We start from the raw sequence: 19723 nt of genomic DNA, 5'->3' as shown, positions 1-19723 counted from the left end.
AGCCATATTAATACATTACGGCTGTTGAACCGATTTAAATCGTGCTTTGGAAATCTTTACTTCTCGGCTATGGTCCACAATCGGCATCGGGTAAAAATCACCGTAATGTTTTTTCTGCCAGTTATGAATTATTTTAACCGGAACGTCACGCAATTCCGGCAGCCATTCGTAAATATAATCACAGTGCGCATCAAACTTTTGTTGCTGTAACCACGGATTAAAAATCCGGAAATACGGCTGAGCATCACAGCCTGTCGATGCTGCCCATTGCCAGTTGCCATTATTAACGCACGGATCGTAATCCACTAAATGCTGGGCAAAATAACGCTCGCCCCACTGCCAGTTAATGTGCAAATCCTTCACTAAAAACGACGCTACGATTAGTCGCACGCGATTATGCATACTGCCGGTGGCATTTAATTGGCGCATTCCGGCATCTACTATCGGAAAGCCGGTTTTGCCTTCTGTCCAGGCTTGAAAATAATCGTCGTTATTGCCCCAGTCCAGTTTGTCGTACTTATCACGGAAGGCATGGCCGAATACTTTTGGAAAATGGTACGCAATATGGGTAAAAAAATCGCGCCAATACAGTTGACGCAATACGGGATGCTCACTGCCTAAGTGCTGCGTTATGGCATAAAACACTTCACGCACGGATACCGTACCAAATTTTAAATGCGCAGATAATAGACTGGTGCTCTGTAGCGCAGGGTAATCGCGTGTTTCAGTGTAATTACCACTATTACCAAACACTTCCAGTTGCTTTAAAGCCGCGCTGCGTCCGCCTTGCACCACGGTAGTTTGAAAGCTGTTTAAAGCCGCATAAGCTTCAAGATTAGTAGTTGATGCCACTTTTAAAAACGCAGCCTTTCCTACGGATTGTGGCAATGGCACAGGAATTTGCTGTGCGTTATTATAAAAAGCAGTAAACACCTTATAAGCACTGCCGTCTTTTTTAAGCGCTTGTTCCGGCTCGTTAAGCAAGGCATCTGCTTCAATATGCAAACTGATGTTTAGCTGTTCACAAACGCTGGCAATTTCTGCATCACGTGTTTGGCTATAAGGCGTGTAATCGCGGTTAATAAATACGCCTTGTATGGCATGTTTTTTATGCAAATCGGCAATCACCTTTGCAGGCACGCCCTTTAAGAAGGTTAGATTAACATTAACTCCTTGGAACTGTTGCGATAAATCAGCCAGTGATTGCAGCATAAAATGCAACGCCGGTTTACTTTGATACGGGTGCGGATTTATTTGATTATCATCAAAAATAAAACAGGCGATAACTTGTTTGGCGGAGCGCAAGGCGGCGTTTAGGGCCGTATTATCTACAAGGCGTAGATCGCGGCGGAAAATGAATACGGCAATATCGTATAAAAACATTTATAGAGCACTTTTCAAATCAACCCCCAAAATTAGTCACGCCGTTTTTTGCGAAAGCAACTTCCAATCCATTCGATAAAGGTACATATCTTCAATATAAACCCCTCCCAGGGTATTCCTACCCAGTCTATTATTTCCAAGCATAGAATTGCCTAAAACACTTTGGCTTAGCGCCTTAACAATACGATTATCAGTATCGCTTACTTCAATATCGTGTAATGCAATAATATCTTCATCAGCGTTTGCGGATTCATTAATATTGTCAACACGTCTGTAATAGTTTCTAGGCCCTTCATTTTCAACAAGTGGTGAAACTATTGTAAGTTTCCACGTCTTCTCTTCGGCATCCAGTATCCAAAAAGCAGCCAATACCTGTGCATCAGTTTCATCTAATCGCTTTATTAAAGCTTCTCCTGCTAAACGCATTTTTTCAGAAAACCATTGAGTCATAAATATTTCATTAGCCACGGCAGTATTCCTGATTCAGTGTCGGTAATTGCATCAAAAAGATCATGAGCATCTTGTTTTTTAATGGCACATTCATAGCGGGATTCCTCTGACCATTCAATCACAATAGCCCAATTCAATCTAAACTCTTTGTTTTGTTTTTCTTGCTCAGTTAGCTTTTGTTTTAACCCTGCTGTAATAACCAAATTAGCAAGATTATGGGTATAGCTATCATTGGCAAGCTTTTTGTCTGGAAAATCAAATTCTTTAACTTGCTTTGCAATACAAGCCTTCAATGCGCATTCCAACGCGTAGCCTGCCAAATAGTAAGCGCCATGATAACAATTTGCCATTAAAAGAATTTCAGCCTCTTTTATTCTGATGACGGCTAAACTTTCGAGTTCAATTTTATTCACAACCCACTCTTCAAACTAGCCTCAATAAACTGATCCAAATCCCCATCCAAAACCGCCTGGGTATTACCTGTTTCCACACCTGTCCGTAAATCTTTAATACGCGACTGATCAAGCACATAAGAGCGAATCTGACTGCCCCAACCGATATCCGATTTAGTATCTTCCAGAGCCTGCGCACTTTCACTGCGTTTACGCATTTCCAGCTCATACAGCTTCGCTTTCAACTGTTTCATCGCCGTATCGCGGTTTTTATGCTGCGAGCGGTCACTTTGACATTGCACCACAATACCCGTTGGGTTATGGGTCATCCGCACAGCCGATTCGGTTTTGTTAACGTGCTGGCCACCCGCGCCACTGGCACGGTAAACATCAATACGAATATCGGCAGGATTAATGTCTATATCAATATCATCATCAATTTCCGGCGATACAAACACAGAAGCAAACGAGGTATGGCGGCGGTTACCCGAATCAAACGGTGATTTTCTGACCAAACGATGTACACCGGTTTCGGTACGTAACCAACCGTAGGCATATTCACCTTCAAAACGAATAGTGGCACTTTTAATACCCGCCACATCGCCATCGGACTCTTCAATTAATTCAGTTTTAAAACCACGGCTTTCACCCCAGCGCAAATACATGCGTTCAATCATTGACGCCCAATCCTGCGCTTCGGTACCGCCAGAGCCGGATTGAATATCCAAAAAGGCATTATTGGCATCCATTTCGCCGGAAAACATACGCCGAAACTCCAGATCAGCCACGCGTTTCTCAAAATGATTTAAGTCATCAACAACCATGTTGACGCTTTCTTCGTCATTCTCTTCAACGGCCATGGATAGCAATTCTTCAGCATCGGCAAGACCACGATCCATATCATTAATAGTGTTAACCACAATTTCCAACTGACCGCGTTCCTTGCCCAACGTTAATGCTTGTTCGGGATTATCCCAGATTTTTGGATTTTCCAGCTCGCGTAAAACCTCAATCAAGCGTTCGCTTTTGTTTTCGAAGTCAAAGATACCCCCTCAGCGCATCGCTGCGGTTTTTAAGGTCGGTTATTTTGTTTTTAATCGGATTTATTTCTTGCATGGGTATTTTGAGATTCGGAATACGGATCGTGAATAAGGCTTAAGATTATAAACGATAAGGTTATCCGAATCATAAGGAACTTAATCGAAGAATCAGCTTAACCGGAAAGCTTGGGTAAATTCACCACCACCCGTACTTATCGGGATTTACGCCAGAGAGCCTTTCCCTATCACCTTACAATTAAGAGAAAAATTCCGATTCTATATGAAGCTTACATTCGGCAGACAGATTTTATAGGGGTACGCTGCAGTGTATCCTGATAGATATCTTTAGCATCCTAAACATAAACTATACTTCTCAACGTTTACACCTCTTTTTGCAAGTCAAAAAATTGCGGGAATCAGGTAAAAATATCAATTTCCGGTTTTAGAACCCTGCTTTTTGATTCAACAAATACCTAGCGTCAACACCTCATTTCACTATGAAAGTGGGATAGGTAAATCTAAAAATGCTACATATTGCATCCAAAGTTCATTCCAGAGTGGGCTAAGGTGAGTTGCGCAATTGTAGTGGTTATAAATAACAAACAAGGATGAGCTAAATGATAGATGTGTATATAAGCGGAATAAACCCTCAGCAAATTGGAAATTTAGAAGACATTAAAAAAAATGTCGATTTACAGCTTGGCATCAAAGGGCTGCAATTAGAGTCCTTGCTTAATCCAATAGTCAATTTAATATGCGTTAAAAAAAATGTTTCGGAAAATGAAGCTATCAAATTTTGTGAGGCTTTGACTAAGCTAGGATTGCTTAGCACCTATCAACCCACTAAAACAAAGCAATCGAGCGGTTTGTCTCTTGTACCATTAGAAGAAAAAGAAACGTTTTTTACCTGCCCATCCTGCAACAAAAAACAAGTATTAGATGACAATGAGGAAATTAAACTATGCCCATTTTGTGCTGTAGATGTTAAAAAACATCTGAAAGACATGCAGGAAAAAGAAGAATATCAAGAAATTCGGAAAAAAATATTGCTTAAATCCCAGCACCAGATTGATTTTGAAAAACAAGAACACTTTAAAAAAGAAGAATTAAAGCGGAAAGCGCAAATTGAGGCCAAAATTGCCAAAGAACTCGGACAACAACCTGAGCCTGGTTGGCAGCAGTCATTGGTTTTAGCGATTCGACAAACCAAAAAAATCTATTGGGTGGGTTTTTCTGTTTTAGCGACGGGTTTAACCGCCGGAACGATTTACTATTCCCTCGAGAATCAAAGCATCAATAACACGCTTATCGTAAATATTCCGGAAATGGCGGCAATTCCAGAGCAAAATATAATAGTGTTAACAGCAGGAGAATTACCAACGCAGGATGAAATTATTAATATTTCTCCCGTGCCTAACGCACAAGAAGTCATCGTTATTTCAGCAGGCACATCTGCTTCCTCCGCATTTAAAAAAAGACATGCCCATGTGACTGCATTAAATAGCTTTATGAAGACAAGCGCCAAATCCGTAGTCGTTAAAGGCTCGGCATCGGTATTGATGGAAAACAGATTATTCCTTGAAAGTATCTACACTGACCTGACTTCCGATGTCGAATGGGATGCTTATCTCAACAAAGAAGCAATTGATAATATTCATGCCGGGAAATTAAAAGCAGCTTATATCCTAAGCCAATATCAAACCAATTTAACGGATCATATTACCGTTATTAATGAGCTGTTAAAGGCATTTTCTAAACTAAATCGTACCGATTTAATGGACTCCACAGTCAATAAATTAAACGAACGCATCCATGCCCAGCCCATACAGCAGCAAGCTGTTTTAAAGGCACAGCTTGCCTCTGGTTTTCAGGATATGGTAAAACAAAAAATAGTGTTGAATGAAGCGGAATCTTTAGCATTCAGCCTAGTCGATCCCGTTAAACAGAGCCAAGCTTTTAGTGGAATTGCACTATCCCAAAAAACCGAGGGAAAACCTGATTCTGGTGCTAGCGATAAGTTTTTATCTTTTGCTGAGGAAAGACTTAAAGTTGCAAAGATTGACTTTGAAAAATTCTCAGGCTATATCAATTTGGCGCACGATTATACAAAACTAGGTTTAAATGTACGTGCAGAAAATGCCATCAATCAAGCAGAAAACTTGCTGACGCAATTTGATGCAACCCAACAAGATCAGGGCTTGGCAATGTTGCTAAATGCCGCTTACTTGACCGATGACTCCGCATTACCAGAAAAATACGTTACCCGTATCAAAGCATCTGTTTATAGTTCCAAGGCTTTATATCAAAACATTCAAATTCGTTTAAAAGAAAATTGGGAGGGCGATGTTACAAAACAGTTGGCCAATATTAAAGATCCTGATTTCGCTGCTGTAGCTACAGCTTTAGCAACCTTCATAAAGTCAGTGTCAATAAATCAAAGTTTACTGGTGAGTACCGCACAATTGCAGTTAACAACTATTCAACATACTGAAAACAAAGCCATTGCTACTAGCAAAGTAGCTCGATATTTTTTCCGTTTAGGCAACGATAAAGAAGCCTTGCTTTTATTTGATCATGCACTGGAAACCGCGCGATCTATGCCAGAGGGGGAGCAGAAAGATGCTGTATTGATCGTATTGGCTACAGACAGTGCACGGGTATTTTTAAATGACCGCGCCGAACAAATTGCCAGCTTGATTGATGATAATAGCTTGAAGACAGCAACACTCGATACAATAAAAATGACTCAAGAAGTAAAAGATGCACTAGCAAATTAACAACCCTTCACCTCCCCCCCTTGAAAAAAGGGGCTTTTATCAAATCTCCATTAACCCCTCTTTTTCAACGAGGGGGATTAAATGAATACGACTTAAAGCTGAAAGAATGCCATGCATTATCGATAGATTATATGATTATGCTGGCAATATTGATATGACTTCGCATACAGGCTATCTCGGATAGGATAAAAGATAGGTACTTATACGTATTGTTATCAATACGCAGGTATATATAATTAATTGTGTAAATTTTGTCAACTTACTTGTCATACTAAGTATCCTAGGGGCTATCTATTTAAAATGGCATATCTTTTATCTAAAGCCAGGATTGCGATGGATGCGTTAATTTATTGATGGAGCAATATCAACATGAAAGTTGTACTATTTTGCGGTGGACTTGGCACTCGATTACGCGATCATTCCGGAGAACTGCCTAAGCCAATGGTTAATATAGGCTATAGACCCATACTATGGCATGTTATGAAATACTATGCTTATTATGGCCATAAAGATTTTATATTATGTTTAGGTTATAGAGCCGACACAATCAAGGAATTCTTCCTTAATTACAATGAATGTGTCACTAACGATTTTACGCTTTCCAATGGCTGCAAAGATATTAGCCTACAACAAAGCGATATAGCCGATTGGACAATCACTTGTGTAGATACAGGAATAAACTCAAATATTGGCCAACGATTGAAAGCTGTTGAGAAATATTTAGAGGGCGAAGAATATTTTTTAGCGAATTACTCTGACGGATTATCTGATTTACCACTCCCTGAAATGATCGAGGCTTTTAAAGAAAGCGGAAAAATAGGTTCTTTTCTTTGCGTTAAGCCTTCGCAAAGTTTTTCAGTGGTAACACTTACCGATACCGATAGAGTTGAAAAAATAGAGTTTGTTAAAGATACCAACTTTATTATCAATGGCGGTTATTTTGTTTTTAAAAAAGAACTCTTTGACTATATGAAAGCAGATGAAGAATTAGTCTGCGAGCCGTTTGAACGCCTGATTGCTGAAAACAAATTAATGGGGTATCGATATGATAAATTTTGGCATTGCATGGATACCTTTAAAGAACAAAAAGAACTGAATGAAATGTATGAAAATAGAAAAGCACCGTGGGAAATTTGGAAGAAAAACTGAGCTGGTTTTTGAAGGAAAATGCAATGAACACAATTGGACTTTTTCCTAAACATAATGTCGATCTAACACTAAAGATACTGTGTTTAGGCGCTCACAGCGATGATATAGAAATTGGTTGCGGGGGCACACTACTCCGGCTTTTATCTGAATATAACAATATCGAAGTTCATTGGGTTGTTTTCGGCTCAAGTGGTATAAGAAATACTGAAGCCGTTGAGAGTGCAAATAAATTTTTAGGGAATAGCAAAAAAAATATTATTGTAAAAAATTTTAAAGATGGTTTTTTCCCTTATCTGGGCGAAGAAATAAAAACTTTTTTTGAAACCTTAAAACAAGATATTCATCCCGATATTATTTTTACCCATTATCGTCATGACCTGCATCAAGATCATCGAGTTATTTCAGAACTGACAGGAAATACCTTCAGAAATCATCTGACACTCGAATACGAAATTATGAAATATGACGGCGACATCGGTAATCCAAATTTTTTCGTTCAGTTGAATGATGCGATTTGCCAGAAAAAAATAACGCATATTCTTGAATCTTTCAAATCGCAATCTAATCACCACTGGTTTAGCAAAGATGCTTTTTTCGCTTTGCTCAGACTAAGAGGCATTGAATGCAATGCCGCAGAGAATTATGCCGAGGGTTTTTACTGCCGCAAAATAGTGATCTGATACTTTATACATAAAGGGAATAATTATGAATTTGCAGGTTGGCGAATGGATAGAAGTGCGCAGCAAAGAAGAAATTCTAGCGACACTTGACAAAATGGGTCGAATGGAAGGGCTTCCATTCATGCCCCAGATGTTTGAATATTGTGGAAAAAGGTTCAAGGTGTACAAGCGGGCGCACAAAACCTGCGATTTTGTTTATACCATGCAATCCAGGCGCTTACCCAACGGCGTTCATCTTGATCTTCGCTGTGATGGAGCCGCTTATGGTGGCTGCCAGCATACCTGCCTACTCTATTGGAAAGAAGATTGGCTAAAGCACCTTGATGAAAATAGTAGCCCTGTAAAACAGCCTGCGCCAATAAACACGGCTGCATGCACCGAAGCTGATGTATCTGCTGGTACCCATACTTTAGATGAACACCATGAAATTATCTATACCTGCCAAGGCACAGAAATACCCGATTTTACCCACCCCCTTTCCTGGTGGGATATCAGACAATACCTGGAAGACTACTCTTCTGGAAATGTCACTCTAAGCCAACTGCTTAAAGGATTTGTTTACGGCGCATTTTCAACTATTAGTACTGTGCGTACCTATATAGGTTTGGGCCGTGCAATGCGCTGGTTTTATGATGTATTTGAGGGATTATGGGGGCCTTATCCCCGCAGACCTGGAAAGATACCTGAAGGCCAGCCGACACCCACCTGCAATCTCAATCTTCAACCCGGCGAACTTGTCAGAATAAAATCCTACAATGAGATTCTTACCACTTTGAACAAAGGTGGAAACAACAGGGGCATGTATTTTGATGCTGAAATGGTGCCTTATTGTGGCGAAGTTTTTCGTGTTAAAAAACGGGTAACCACTTTCCTGGATGAAAAAACCCGTAAATTGGTCACCGTTAAAAATCCGTGCATTATTTTAGAAAATGTTATTTGCCAGTCGCGGTATAGCGATTGCCGGATGAGCTGTCCCCGAAGTATTTATTCATGGTGGCGTGAAATCTGGCTGGAAAGAGTACCCGAACATAATGATACTGCTGTCAACTCAGAAGCGGACACACCTTGTTTGGCCAAATCTTCATGAAAGTGCTATGAAAGAACTCAAGCATAAAGTCATTCATGGTGGACTTTCTAAAATAGGCGCTCAAGCCATTAATTTTGCGCTTCGCCTAGGCTCGCTTATGGTTTTATCACGCTTATTGGATCCAAAGGACTTTGGATTAGTGGCTATGGCAACTGTGATTACCGGCATTTTTGGTCTATTTAAAGATGCCGGACTTTCTATGGCTACTGTTCAATGTGCCACTATCAGCCATGAGCAAATGTCCATGTTGTTTTGGATTAATATACTGGTAGGCTTGATACTCGCATCGGTATTAATAGCCGCCGCACCCGTTGTCGCTGATTTTTACCACGAGCCTCGCCTTATTTGGGTGATGACAGCACTGGCCGCTGATTTTCTGTTTGCTGGCGCAGCGGCACAGCATTCAGCGCTACTCCAGCGCCAAATGCGTTTTGGTACTATAGCGGTAATAGACATTATTACCTTGGTAATAGGCATCAGCGTTGCAATTGTCATGGCCGTTAAGGGCTTCGGATATTGGGCGCTTGTCGGTCAAATAGTGACAATGCCCTGCATCAGTGCTGTTTGTACATGGGCTGTTGTCAGATGGAAACCTGGCTTACCGAGCCGCAAGACCAGCATTCGAGCTATGGTGCGTTTTGGTGGGATGGTTACTTTAAACGGACTCGTTGTCCATATTGCCTATAATCTGGAAAAAATTCTCTTAGGCCGGTTTTTGGGTGCCCAAGTTCTTGGAACCTATGAGAGAGCGTATCAACTGATCAGTATCCCATCAGAAAATATTAATTCATCCATCGCCGGAGTTGCTTTTTCAGCACTATCGCGGATCCAGGACGACCCGCTTCGGCAAAAAAGATATTTCCTGAAAGGCTATACGCTCCTGGTTGCATTGACCTTGCCCATCACCATTGGCTGTGCTGTATTTGCTGAGGATATGATCTTTGTGCTTCTGGGTGCCAAATGGAAAGAAGCTGCACCTATTTTTAGGCTGCTGGCGCCCACGATAGTCATTTTCGGGTTGATCAATCCTTTTGGCTGGTTTCTTTACGCCACCGGACGAGCGGGACGAAGCTTGAAAATTGCCTTTGTTATCGCCCCGCTGGTGGTTGTCTCCTACTTCATAGGATTGCCGTATGGCGCTAGTGGCGTGGCATTGGCGTATTCGTCAGCGATGGCATTGTGGGTAATTCCTCATATTGCCTGGTGTATTCGGGGCACAGGTATTTCCGCGCAAGATATTTTACAGGCCGTCAGCAGACCTTTCGTTTCTGGCCTCGTGTCCGCAGGGCTGGCAGTGAGTGTGCAATTTTACTTTGGCCAGTTGCTATCGCCTTTTTTGCACCTTGCATTGGGCGGCAGCGTAATGCTGGTTTCTTATCTGTGTATGCTTTTATACATCATGGGGCAGAAAGCATTTTACCTGGATTTTTTCCGAGCATTGAAGATGCCGTCTTCAATAAATGACAATGGATCAGCGGTTATATAGCCCGTTAACAACTGAATAAACCGCTATTTTGTAGAATTTTGAGCCATAACAATGATGCAATCAAGGGAGCTGAAACATGAATTTTTTGAATAGAAGTGATTGTTTGGCAATCACTGAAGAACTGAAAAATAAGAGAAAACCCAGAATATGTATGTTAACGACGCGGGGTTTCGCTTTCAATACTTTTCTATGCGGATTTTATGAAGGCCAAGACATCTTGTTTGATATCGATGATGTGGATTTGATAATTTTAGAACCTAAAAAATCTTATGGTTTTAGGAAAACACTTCAGCAAAAGATTATCAGGCGAGATTTTACCGGCAAGATGGTCGCAACAAACATGACCTTACAACCCATTAGCTTAACCAAAGAATACGATCTATTCATTGCTTATTTGCCTTATGTTGAAGATATTATTCATATTCCGGCTATTCAAAGGTGGAAAGATCATTGTAAAACCAGTATCTGCTGGGTTAACGAACTGTGGGTTACCGAGCTCCAAGATTCGACATTCAATGAAAAATGGCTATCCGCCCTAGCGCAATTTGATCATATTGCTTGCGGCCTTAATGCTACAGCCAAGGCGGTTAGTGCATTATTAAACCGTCCATGCGATTTTATACCCACAGGGGTAGATGCGCTGCGGTTCGCACCGTATCCTGCATCTTCTGCCAGAGTAATTGATATTTATAGCATGGGGCGTGCGTGGCAAAAACTTCACGAAAGTTTTTTGGATATTGCTGCAAAGCAAAAAATATTCTACATGTATGACACCTTTGGCACAGGTGATTCACCGGTAAAAGACTACCGGCAACATAGGGATATGTTCGCTAATATTGCCAAACGTGCTCAGTATTTTGTCGTTGCACCCGCAAAAATGGATGCTACCCATGAAACTGCGGGGCAAATTGAGATTGGTGCACGATACTTTGAAGCTGCTGCTGCCGGCGCTATATTGCTAGGACAATCACCCCATTGTGAATCATTTAACCAAATGTTCAATTGGCCCGATTCTGTCATTGAGATACAGCCAGACGGTTCAGATGTTGCGGATGTACTTTCAAGTCTTTCCACACAGCCCGAGCGGTTGCTGGAAATTAGTTGTCGAAATACCAAGGAATCACTTTTACGCCATGATTGGCTTTACCGGTGGCAACAAATTCTTAATATTACCGGTCTTAAGCCTACTGCACGTCTAGAGCTGCGTGAAAAAATATTGAAAACAATGGCTTTGCAAACACATACTGAAGAATATACTGGTTTTAACGAGCCCAATATTTATAACCAAGTTTAAGGTAATTTAAAACTTGGGCGACATAAAGATTTTTTTCAAGCCTATTTTTTTCAGCCGCCTGTTTTAACAGGCGTAATTCTAAATTAGCCTAACCGTCAAAAATTATTTTAAAGTACCAAAATGCCCACCCTCACTCCATCCTAAACGCTGTCTTTTTTAGAAAAATTATAATGAGCACACAAAAAACTTTTCTCATAATCGGCGGTGGTTTGGTGGGTTTAGCAACGGCTTATCGGCTGCTGGAGCGATTCCCGCTAGCCCGCATTACCTTACTTGAGAAAGAAGAACAGGTTGGTGCGCACCAAAGTACACATAACAGCGGTGTGTTGCATGCAGGCCTTTATTATAAACCTGGCTCAAATAAGGCAAAATTAGCAGTCACCGGCATCCGGCAAATGACAAAATTTTGTCGTGCGGAAGATATTACACATGAAATTTGCGGTAAATTAGTTGTCGCCGTCAGCCTCGAAGAGCAGTCCCGACTGGACGAATTACTGCGTCGAGGTATTGCTAACGGGCTGCAAGGTTTACGCAAAATGGACGCGGCTGAAATGCGAAAAATAGAACCCCATGTTAACGGCCTCGCCGCTATTCATGTGCCTGAAGAAGGCATTGTCGATTACCGGCAGGTCTGTGACCGATTGGCGCTTCGCATTCAAGAACGAGGTGGCCGCATAATCACTGGCGCTAAAGTGACACGCCTAGAGCGCAAAGCAAATGCTTGGGTCGCTACGACAGCGATAGCGGAATTTAACGCTGATTACCTCATCAACTGTGCCGGCTTACATTGCGACCTGGTGGCTGAGCTGGCAGGCGAACAGCGAGATTTACGCATTATTCCGTTTCGCGGTGAATATTATCACCTGGGCCCTACTGCCCAGAAATTAGTGAAAAACCTGATTTATCCCGTGCCCAACCCCCAGTTTCCGTTCCTTGGTGTGCATTTTACCCGCATGATACAAGGAGGCGTAGAGGCGGGCCCCAATGCGGTGCTTGCCTTTGCGCGTGAAGGCTACCAATTAACAAAATTTGATATCCATGATATACAAGACATGCTGTTTTTCCCCGGATTGTGGCGGTTTCTGCATAAATATCCTGCTATGGCCTGTTCAGAATTAATTCAATCATTCAGCAAACAACACTTTTGCAAGGCACTTCAACGCCTTGTCCCTGATATCAGTGCCGCCGACCTAACGCCGGGTGGCGCAGGTGTTCGCGCCCAAGCCATGAAACCTAACGGGGATTTAGTCGATGACTTTCATCTCATCATGCGTCCGAATGCCTTGCATGTTCTTAATGCGCCAAGCCCTGCTGCTACAGCTTCCTTGGCTATTGGAGAATACATTGTTAATTGTGTTCCCATTTAAGCCCGATAAAAATAGTAGGCCAAAACCTCACCTAAATTTTCTGGCAAAATTAGCTTTACGATGTAAAACATAGGTAGTTATACGTATTGTTATAGAGGCTTATGTAGGTAGAATCGAATACTAATTGTCAGGCTCTTAATACGCATGAAATGCTGACTAGCACAAAATCTCTCACTGTTGATTTCTCTTTAATGGAATAGACTTTTTAGGATAATAAAAAATGAAAATATTGATTACGGGGAACATGGGTTATGTTGGGCCCGCTGTAACTAAACAACTACGCGCATCTTTTCCAGATGCTGTACTGATCGGTTTTGACATTGGTTACTTCGCGCGAAGCATTACAAACACTAATATGCTGCCTGAATGCAAAATTAATATTCAGCATTTTGGCGATATGCGACAGTTTCCTCAAGATATTTTACAGGGTGTGGATGCCATAGTGCATTTGGCCGCCATTTCTAATGATCCCATTGGCAACAAGTTTGAGGATGTTACCCAGGATATTAATTATCGCGCCAGCATTGACCTGGCTAAAAAGGCAAAAGAAGCCGGGGTGACATCATTTGTATTTGCTTCCAGTTGCAGCATGTATGGCTCAGCGGACGACAGTGCAAGAACGGAAACATCGCTGTTAAATCCGCTTACTGCCTACGCAAGATCCAAGGTATTAACCGAAACAGACTTGTCGCCATTAGCTTCTGAAACCTTCAAAATAAGTTGCCTACGATTTTCGACCGCGTGCGGTTGGAGTGACCGATTACGGTTGGATCTGGTTCTGAATGATTTTGTTGCCGGTGCTGTCGCCTCAAAAAAAATTACCATCTTAAGTGATGGTATGCCGTGGCGACCCTTAATCAATATAAAAGATATGGCACGCGCCATAGATTGGGCTATTAGCAGAGAATCAGCGAATGGTGGCAACTTTCTGGCCGTGAATGTAGGCAGTGATGAATGGAATTATCAAGTCAAAGACTTGGCTCAAGAAGTGGCCAACGTTATTGCAGGCACTGAGATTTCGATAAACAAGGATGCTCAGCCGGATAACCGTTCCTACCGGGTCAATTTTGATCTTTTTAAGGTGCTAGCGCCCTTCCATCAGCCTAAAGTAAGTCTAACGGAATCCATCAAAGAGCTATATGACGGACTTATTAGTGTGGGATTTAAGGATGGAGAATTTAGAAACTCACAATATATGCGGCTTAATATCCTGGCCGAACTTCAAGAAAAAGCATTGGTAAATGACAAGCTTCAATGGATATAGTGATGTGATCGGCGATTTAAGCATCATTTAATAACATGGAACAGGAGAGAATAATGCAGCATAACCCCGCTTGTAGATTTTGTAACACCCCCTTAAAACATACACTGGTTGATTTGGGCATGTCGCCACTGTGCGAGAGTATCTTAAGCCCTGAACAACTGAATCATGTAGAGTGTTTCTATCCATTGCGCGTGTATGTGTGTGAAAAGTGTTTTCTGGTTCAGCTGGAAGAATACGTCAGCCCCGAAGAAATATTTAATGAATACGGTTACTTTTCGTCTTATGCCGTTTCGTGGCTACAACATGCCAAAGATTATACAGATTTGATGGTTGAAAACTATGGCATTAATTCCGAGAGCCTAGTTGTTGAACTGGCCAGTAACGATGGCTATTTGCTGCAATACTTTGTCGAAAAAAATATTCCCGTGCTGGGTATAGAACCTGCTAAAAATGTGGCCAAGGTTGCAATCGAAAAAGGCATCCCAACCGTTGTGGAATTTTTCGGAGAAAAGCTGGCCAACGAGCTGGTATCCAAGGGCAAACAAGCCGATTTAGTACTGGGCAACAATGTATTGGCGCAAGTGCCCGATCTTAATGATTTCGTGGCTGGCATGAAAATACTGCTCAAACCCCAGGGCATTATTACCCTCGAATTCCCGCATCTAAGCTGCCTAATGCAGGAAAATCAGTTTGACACTATCTATCACGAGCATTTTTCCTATTTTTCGTTCATTGCGGTGGAGAAGATTTTAGCCGCCCACCAACTGACTATTTTTGATGTTGAGGAACTAACTACTCACGGCGGTTCTTTGAGAATTTATGCACGTCATACTGCCGATACCACAAGACCGGTCAGCGTAAGGGCAAACGAACTTAGAAGCCGTGAGCAAGCTGCGGGATTAACGCACATGGAAACCTATTCAGCGTTTGCCGAGCAAGTAAAAGAAACCAAACGCAAACTGCTGGAGTTTCTGATTAAGGTAAAACGCGAAGGTAAAACAGTCTGTGGTTACGGTGCTCCAGGCAAAGGCAATACACTATTGAATTATTGCGGGATTGGCACAGATTTTATTGACTATACGGTTGACCGCAATCCCTATAAGCATGGCAAGTTCACCCCTGGCACGCATATTCCGATATACCCCACAGAAAAAATCAGGGAAACCCGTCCGGATTATTTGCTGATATTACCATGGAACTTCAAGGATGAAATCATGGAGCAGCAGGCTTATATTAAAGAATGGGGCGGGCAATTTATTGTTCCCATTCCGGAAGTTAAAATCTATTCATGATTTTTACCGAAACCAAACTCAAAGGCTCATACCTCATCGATATCGAGAGATTGCCGGATGAACGGGGTTTTTTTGCCCGCTCATGGTGTCAAAACGAGTTTTTAGCCCAAGGCTTAATATCTGAACTGGTGCAATGCAGTGTTTCCTTTAATGCCAAAAAGGGCACATTGCGGGGGATGCATTACCAGATAAAACCGCATGAAGAAGCCAAGCTGGTTCGCTGCACCATGGGATCAATTTATGATGTCATTGTCGATATGCGCCAAAATTCTTTGACCTTTGGGCAGCACGTGGGTGCTGTGCTTTCAGCGAATAACCGCAAGATGCTCTATGTCCCAGAAGGCTTTGCTCATGGTTTTCTCACGCTTGAAGACAATACCGAAGTGTTCTACCAGATGTCTGAATTTTACGCGCCTGAATATTCAAAAGGATTTAGGTGGAATGATTCACTGTTTAACATTAACTGGCCGGCAGACTTAAACGTTATCTCCGAACGGGATCGACAGTTACCGGATTTCATTTCATTAGCCGGTGTCAAAACATGACTATTGATGACCTTAAAGCAGTTGCTGCCAAAGAAATCGGTGCAGAGATTTATGCCTTGATAACTGAGCTTTTTCCCATTTGCAGAAGCATTACCGGTGATGGCTTCCGCCAGACCATGACCCTACTTCAGCAGCATATTCCGCTCAAGATTCACGAAGTGCCTTCAGGTACAAACGTATTCGACTGGGTTGTCCCCAAGGAATGGAATATTAAAGATGCGTATGTGAAAAATGCCCAGGGCGAAAAGGTCATTGATTTTCAAAAATCAAACTTGCACGTCTTGAATTACAGCCTACCGGTCAACAAAGTTGTTTCACTGCAAGAACTCAAAGAACATCTGTTTACGCTGCCGGATCATCCCGATTGGATACCCTATAAAACATCGTACTATAAAGAGAACTGGGGATTTTGCCTAAGTCACAACACCCTTATGGCGCTCGAAGAAGGCGATTATGAAGTGTTCGTGGATGCCACACTCGAAGCCGGAAGTCTTACTTATGGTGAACTATACTTGAAAGGTGAAGTAGCTGATGAAGTGCTGATTTCATGCCATGGTTGCCACCCCTCATTGGCCAACGACAATCTATCGGGTATCGGGCTAGCGACAATTTTGGCAAAAACCCTGCAAACGGTTCCGCACCGATTATCCTATCGTTTTGTTTTTATTCCTGGCACTATTGGCGCCATTACCTGGCTTTCAATCAATGAAGCCAATGTAGATAAAATAAAGCACGGACTGGTCATAACCGGCGTGGGTGACGCTGGCAAGATAACTTATAAGAAAAGCCGACGGGCGGATACCGACATAGACCGTGCGGTTGCCCATGTACTCAAGCATTGCGGGCAAACTTACGACATCATCGATTTTTACCCTTACGGCTATGATGAGCGCCAGTATTGCTCTCCTGGCTTTAATCTGCCTGTCGGATGCTTTATGAGAACACCTTATGGGCAATACCCTGAATACCATACTTCTGCGGATAACCTGACATTTATTCAGCCAGAATCTCTTAATGATAGCTTTTCCAAGCTCTTGGCGACGCTCAATATTTTGGAAAATAATCACACTTATCTGAATCTAAGCCCTAAATGCGAACCCCAGTTAGGGAAAAGAGGCCTGTATTCTTCTATTGGGGCAAATGAGCTGGCATTGTTATGGGTTTTGAACCTGTCTGATGGCAGCAACAACTTGCTGGACATTGCTGAAAGCTCCGACATTGAATTTACGGCCATTCAATCAGCCGCCCAACTATTGTCAATGCATAAACTATTAGAGCATTCTCACATACCAGCAAAAATATTAGCGAAAGAAGGGCTGAATTAATGTCTTCTCTTACAAACTGTGTAGCTGTTGTCAGCGGAGCCAGTAGTGGCATTGGTAAGGCCATTGCGCTGGGTTTGGCTCAAGAGGGAGCCAAAGTATGTCTTGTCGGACGCAGTCTGGAAAAACTCCGTGCCGTGGTAGAATGCGCCCCACAGTTTTCCAAAAGCCTGTCAATCTATCAAGTGGATCTTGGCGTAGATGAAGACATCAATGCCCTAGCAGTAGATATTCAAGAAGCATTTGGGGGAATAGATATATTAATACACAGTGCGGGAGTAATTTCTTTGGGAAAAATAGATCATGCTTCCATAGACGATTTTGACTACCAATATCGCATCAATGTCCGCGCTGCTTATCTACTTACACAAGTGTTTTTGTCAGCATTAAAGTTTAAACAAGGGCAAATAGTGTTTATTAATTCTAGCGCAGGATTAACGGCGAAAAGTGGCGTGAGCCAGTATGCTGCCACCAAGTATGCGCTCAAAGCGATTGCTGACAGTCTTAGGGAAGAAGTTAACACAAACGGGGTGCGTGTGTTAAGTGTCTATCCAGGCCGTACCGCAAGCCCGATGCAGGAAGCTGTTTACGCTGCGGAAGATAAGGCTTATCAACCGGAGTGCCTGATGCAGCCTGATGATGTCGCTTCGGTTGTTATTAATGCACTTAGTCTGCCGCGTACCGCCGAGATTACTGAGATTAACCTCAGGCCATTGAAAAAACCGGCTCCCTAAAGATGTGAAGGCTGTCTTATCCAATGGGCACAGCGTTATCATCAAAATACAGGCATTTAAACAGACTTCTAAAAACGCGAAAGGCAATAGGGATAAGAATTAGCTTATACGGCTGTTTGATCGGTTGTTGACTTTGCGAGGTATTTTCAATTAATAGATATTAACCGACATTTCGCACCCCGCTCAACGTAAAAATTATTTAAACTGTATGGCCTATGTAATATCCCACATTCCGCACCCCCCTATTCAGAATTTGCATATAATTTAACATACCGGTTTCCAAGCAAGTTAACCAGTTGATGGTGGTATTCATTGCAGTTCAGTATGACTTCCCGACGACTATCGATTATCAGCACATGGATACCGGTAAAGAACTGGAACACCCACCGAGCGGTAGGCTTTGCGGTGGCCGCTCCAATTTGGCTTGGAAATGTTTGCTTGTTCTGCTCAAGCGTTTGACGGATACGGTACTCCAACGCGCCGAACACCAAGAGACAAAGGGTCATAATCGCCATCAGCGCCATAATACGTTTGGGTGACTTGAGAAACAAGGTATCGGCCATGAACCAAGGATCTTTCAAAAAGCGGAAGCCACGTTCGACTTTTTGTTGGCCTGGTGTATAGAGCTCCAGCATTTTCTCATGGCTGAGCTGCGCTTCATCCAGTTGGTTGCTGGCGATAATAAAGCAGCTTTTAGCCTGTATCTTATGGCATCTTGTTTCAAGAACAGATGCCACGCCCGCTTCAATACGATAGCGGATGATATCGGGTAACTGGCCTTTACGCGGCCGGCCCTTTTTAGTGAAACTGGCCACCTCAATAATTTCCGGATCGTGCAAAGCGACAACTTTCATGATTTTTTGTAATTTTACCAAAGCAGCCTGCGCATCCGCGACACAGGCGAAGGTCTGGTTGGCCAAGGCAGTGAACGCGTTGTATTCGGCCTGGCTTTTTTTTAAGTGTTGTTTATTCACCGTTTGCTCGGCACGCTCACGAGCCGCTTGGGTATAAACAATCAGCCAGCGTTGATTAACACCGCCATAGTTGGAGCCCAGTACAGTAAAAGCACGTTCTGGCTGGTCAAGCATCCAGTCATCAGAGACGGCCAGGATTAATTCGCGTGTACCGCCAACCGTTGCAGGAACACGGGTAACCCAAGGGAAACTGCCCAAGTCTTGCAGGGTTTGTGCTGCATATAATGCGCTATCAGCAACAACCAACGAAAGCCCGACACCTGTGCTCAGCTGTTCAATGTGATCATTCAGCGTCTGGCGAAAACTGGTCTTGTCACTGCTGTTACCGCTTAGGGCTTCCATCAACAAGGGTATGCCGGCCTGATGTTCACTGATCAACTGCAACACTATGATGTGGCTATACTAAACCGGACACACCCTTTAAAATATTTGAAAAGAGGAGTGTCCCAATATGACCCAAGAAAAACCCAAAGCCTATACCGCTGAA

Annotated in this window: 17 protein-coding genes; 12 read left to right on the top strand and 5 right to left on the bottom strand. The window is 42.6% G+C overall.

Translation table 11 applies throughout. The annotated features are described in order from the left end of the window. Positions 1-15: 15 nt before the first annotated feature. The 4 genes from ACHZC4_RS03630 to prfB form a co-directional block, all read right to left on the bottom strand. On the bottom strand, positions 16-1383 hold the full coding sequence (locus ACHZC4_RS03630) for a cryptochrome/photolyase family protein (RefSeq protein ID WP_394752428.1): 1368 nt from the start codon (positions 1381-1383) through the stop codon (positions 16-18). 36 nt (positions 1384-1419) lie between these two features. Then, positions 1420-1851 carry a hypothetical protein gene (locus ACHZC4_RS03625; protein ID WP_394752427.1) on the bottom strand — a complete coding sequence of 144 codons (432 nt, stop codon included), beginning with the start codon at positions 1849-1851 and terminating at the stop codon, positions 1420-1422. Then, positions 1830-2246 (bottom strand): DNA-binding protein, encoded by a 417-nt coding sequence (locus tag ACHZC4_RS03620; protein ID WP_394752426.1) that lies wholly within the window; start codon positions 2244-2246, stop codon positions 1830-1832. Before ACHZC4_RS03620 ends, ACHZC4_RS03625 begins: the two co-directional genes overlap by 22 nt. After that, positions 2243-3341 (bottom strand): peptide chain release factor 2 gene (gene prfB / locus ACHZC4_RS03615; protein ID WP_394752425.1). Its coding sequence is split into 2 segments (ribosomal slippage): positions 2243-3265 and positions 3267-3341, totalling 1098 coding nucleotides; the frame shifts between segments, so codons are not numbered across the junction. The genes ACHZC4_RS03620 and prfB overlap by 4 nt, the downstream gene beginning before the upstream one ends. Before the next feature lie 541 nt (positions 3342-3882). Here prfB and ACHZC4_RS03610 point away from each other — a divergent pair. From ACHZC4_RS03610 to ACHZC4_RS03555, 12 genes are all read left to right on the top strand, one after another. After that, positions 3883-6042 carry a hypothetical protein gene (locus ACHZC4_RS03610; protein ID WP_394752424.1) on the top strand — a complete coding sequence of 720 codons (2160 nt, stop codon included), beginning with the start codon at positions 3883-3885 and terminating at the stop codon, positions 6040-6042. A 369-nt stretch (positions 6043-6411) separates the two neighbouring features. Further along, a complete protein-coding gene (locus ACHZC4_RS03605; protein ID WP_394752423.1) occupies positions 6412-7191 on the top strand; it encodes a sugar phosphate nucleotidyltransferase in 780 nt (259 codons plus the stop codon). Further along, a complete protein-coding gene (locus ACHZC4_RS03600; RefSeq protein ID WP_394752422.1) occupies positions 7167-7871 on the top strand; it encodes a PIG-L deacetylase family protein in 705 nt (234 codons plus the stop codon). Before ACHZC4_RS03605 ends, ACHZC4_RS03600 begins: the two co-directional genes overlap by 25 nt. A 25-nt stretch (positions 7872-7896) precedes the next feature. Continuing rightward, entirely contained in the window at positions 7897-8958 is a 1062-nt protein-coding gene (locus tag ACHZC4_RS03595; RefSeq protein WP_394752421.1) for a hypothetical protein, read from the top strand. Between the two features lie 7 nt (positions 8959-8965). Beyond that, positions 8966-10444 (top strand): lipopolysaccharide biosynthesis protein, encoded by a 1479-nt coding sequence (locus ACHZC4_RS03590; protein ID WP_394752420.1) that lies wholly within the window; start codon positions 8966-8968, stop codon positions 10442-10444. A 76-nt stretch (positions 10445-10520) separates the two neighbouring features. Continuing rightward, positions 10521-11738, top strand: a complete 1218-nt coding sequence (locus ACHZC4_RS03585; RefSeq protein ID WP_394752419.1) for a glycosyltransferase — start codon at positions 10521-10523, stop codon at positions 11736-11738. A gap of 170 nt (positions 11739-11908) precedes the next feature. Beyond that, a complete protein-coding gene (gene lhgO / locus ACHZC4_RS03580; protein ID WP_394752418.1) occupies positions 11909-13105 on the top strand; it encodes an L-2-hydroxyglutarate oxidase in 1197 nt (398 codons plus the stop codon). A gap of 220 nt (positions 13106-13325) precedes the next feature. Next, the gene (locus ACHZC4_RS03575; RefSeq protein WP_394752417.1) at positions 13326-14369 is read left to right on the top strand and encodes an NAD-dependent epimerase/dehydratase family protein; all 1044 of its coding nucleotides are present in this window, start codon (positions 13326-13328) and stop codon (positions 14367-14369) included. A gap of 53 nt (positions 14370-14422) precedes the next feature. Then, positions 14423-15661, top strand: a complete 1239-nt coding sequence (locus ACHZC4_RS03570; protein ID WP_394752416.1) for a methyltransferase domain-containing protein — start codon at positions 14423-14425, stop codon at positions 15659-15661. After that, positions 15658-16206 (top strand): dTDP-4-dehydrorhamnose 3,5-epimerase, encoded by a 549-nt coding sequence (gene rfbC, locus ACHZC4_RS03565; RefSeq protein WP_394752415.1) that lies wholly within the window; start codon positions 15658-15660, stop codon positions 16204-16206. The genes ACHZC4_RS03570 and rfbC overlap by 4 nt, the downstream gene beginning before the upstream one ends. Further along, positions 16203-17531 (top strand): DUF4910 domain-containing protein, encoded by a 1329-nt coding sequence (locus ACHZC4_RS03560; protein WP_394752413.1) that lies wholly within the window; start codon positions 16203-16205, stop codon positions 17529-17531. Before rfbC ends, ACHZC4_RS03560 begins: the two co-directional genes overlap by 4 nt. Continuing rightward, a complete protein-coding gene (locus ACHZC4_RS03555) occupies positions 17531-18262 on the top strand; it encodes an SDR family oxidoreductase (RefSeq protein ID WP_394752412.1) in 732 nt (243 codons plus the stop codon). The genes ACHZC4_RS03560 and ACHZC4_RS03555 overlap by 1 nt, the downstream gene beginning before the upstream one ends. A 242-nt stretch (positions 18263-18504) precedes the next feature. On the opposite strand, the gene ACHZC4_RS03550 is transcribed toward ACHZC4_RS03555, so the two are convergent. Next, complete coding sequence (locus ACHZC4_RS03550) at positions 18505-19614, bottom strand: IS1634 family transposase (RefSeq protein ID WP_394752411.1); 1110 nt, start codon at positions 19612-19614, stop codon at positions 18505-18507. Positions 19615-19723: the final 109 nt, after the last annotated feature.

The organism is Crenothrix sp., assembly GCF_043729335.1.
Classification (GTDB): Bacteria; Pseudomonadota; Gammaproteobacteria; order Methylococcales; family Methylomonadaceae; genus Crenothrix.
This window is presented reverse-complemented; position numbering and strand designations above follow the sequence as displayed.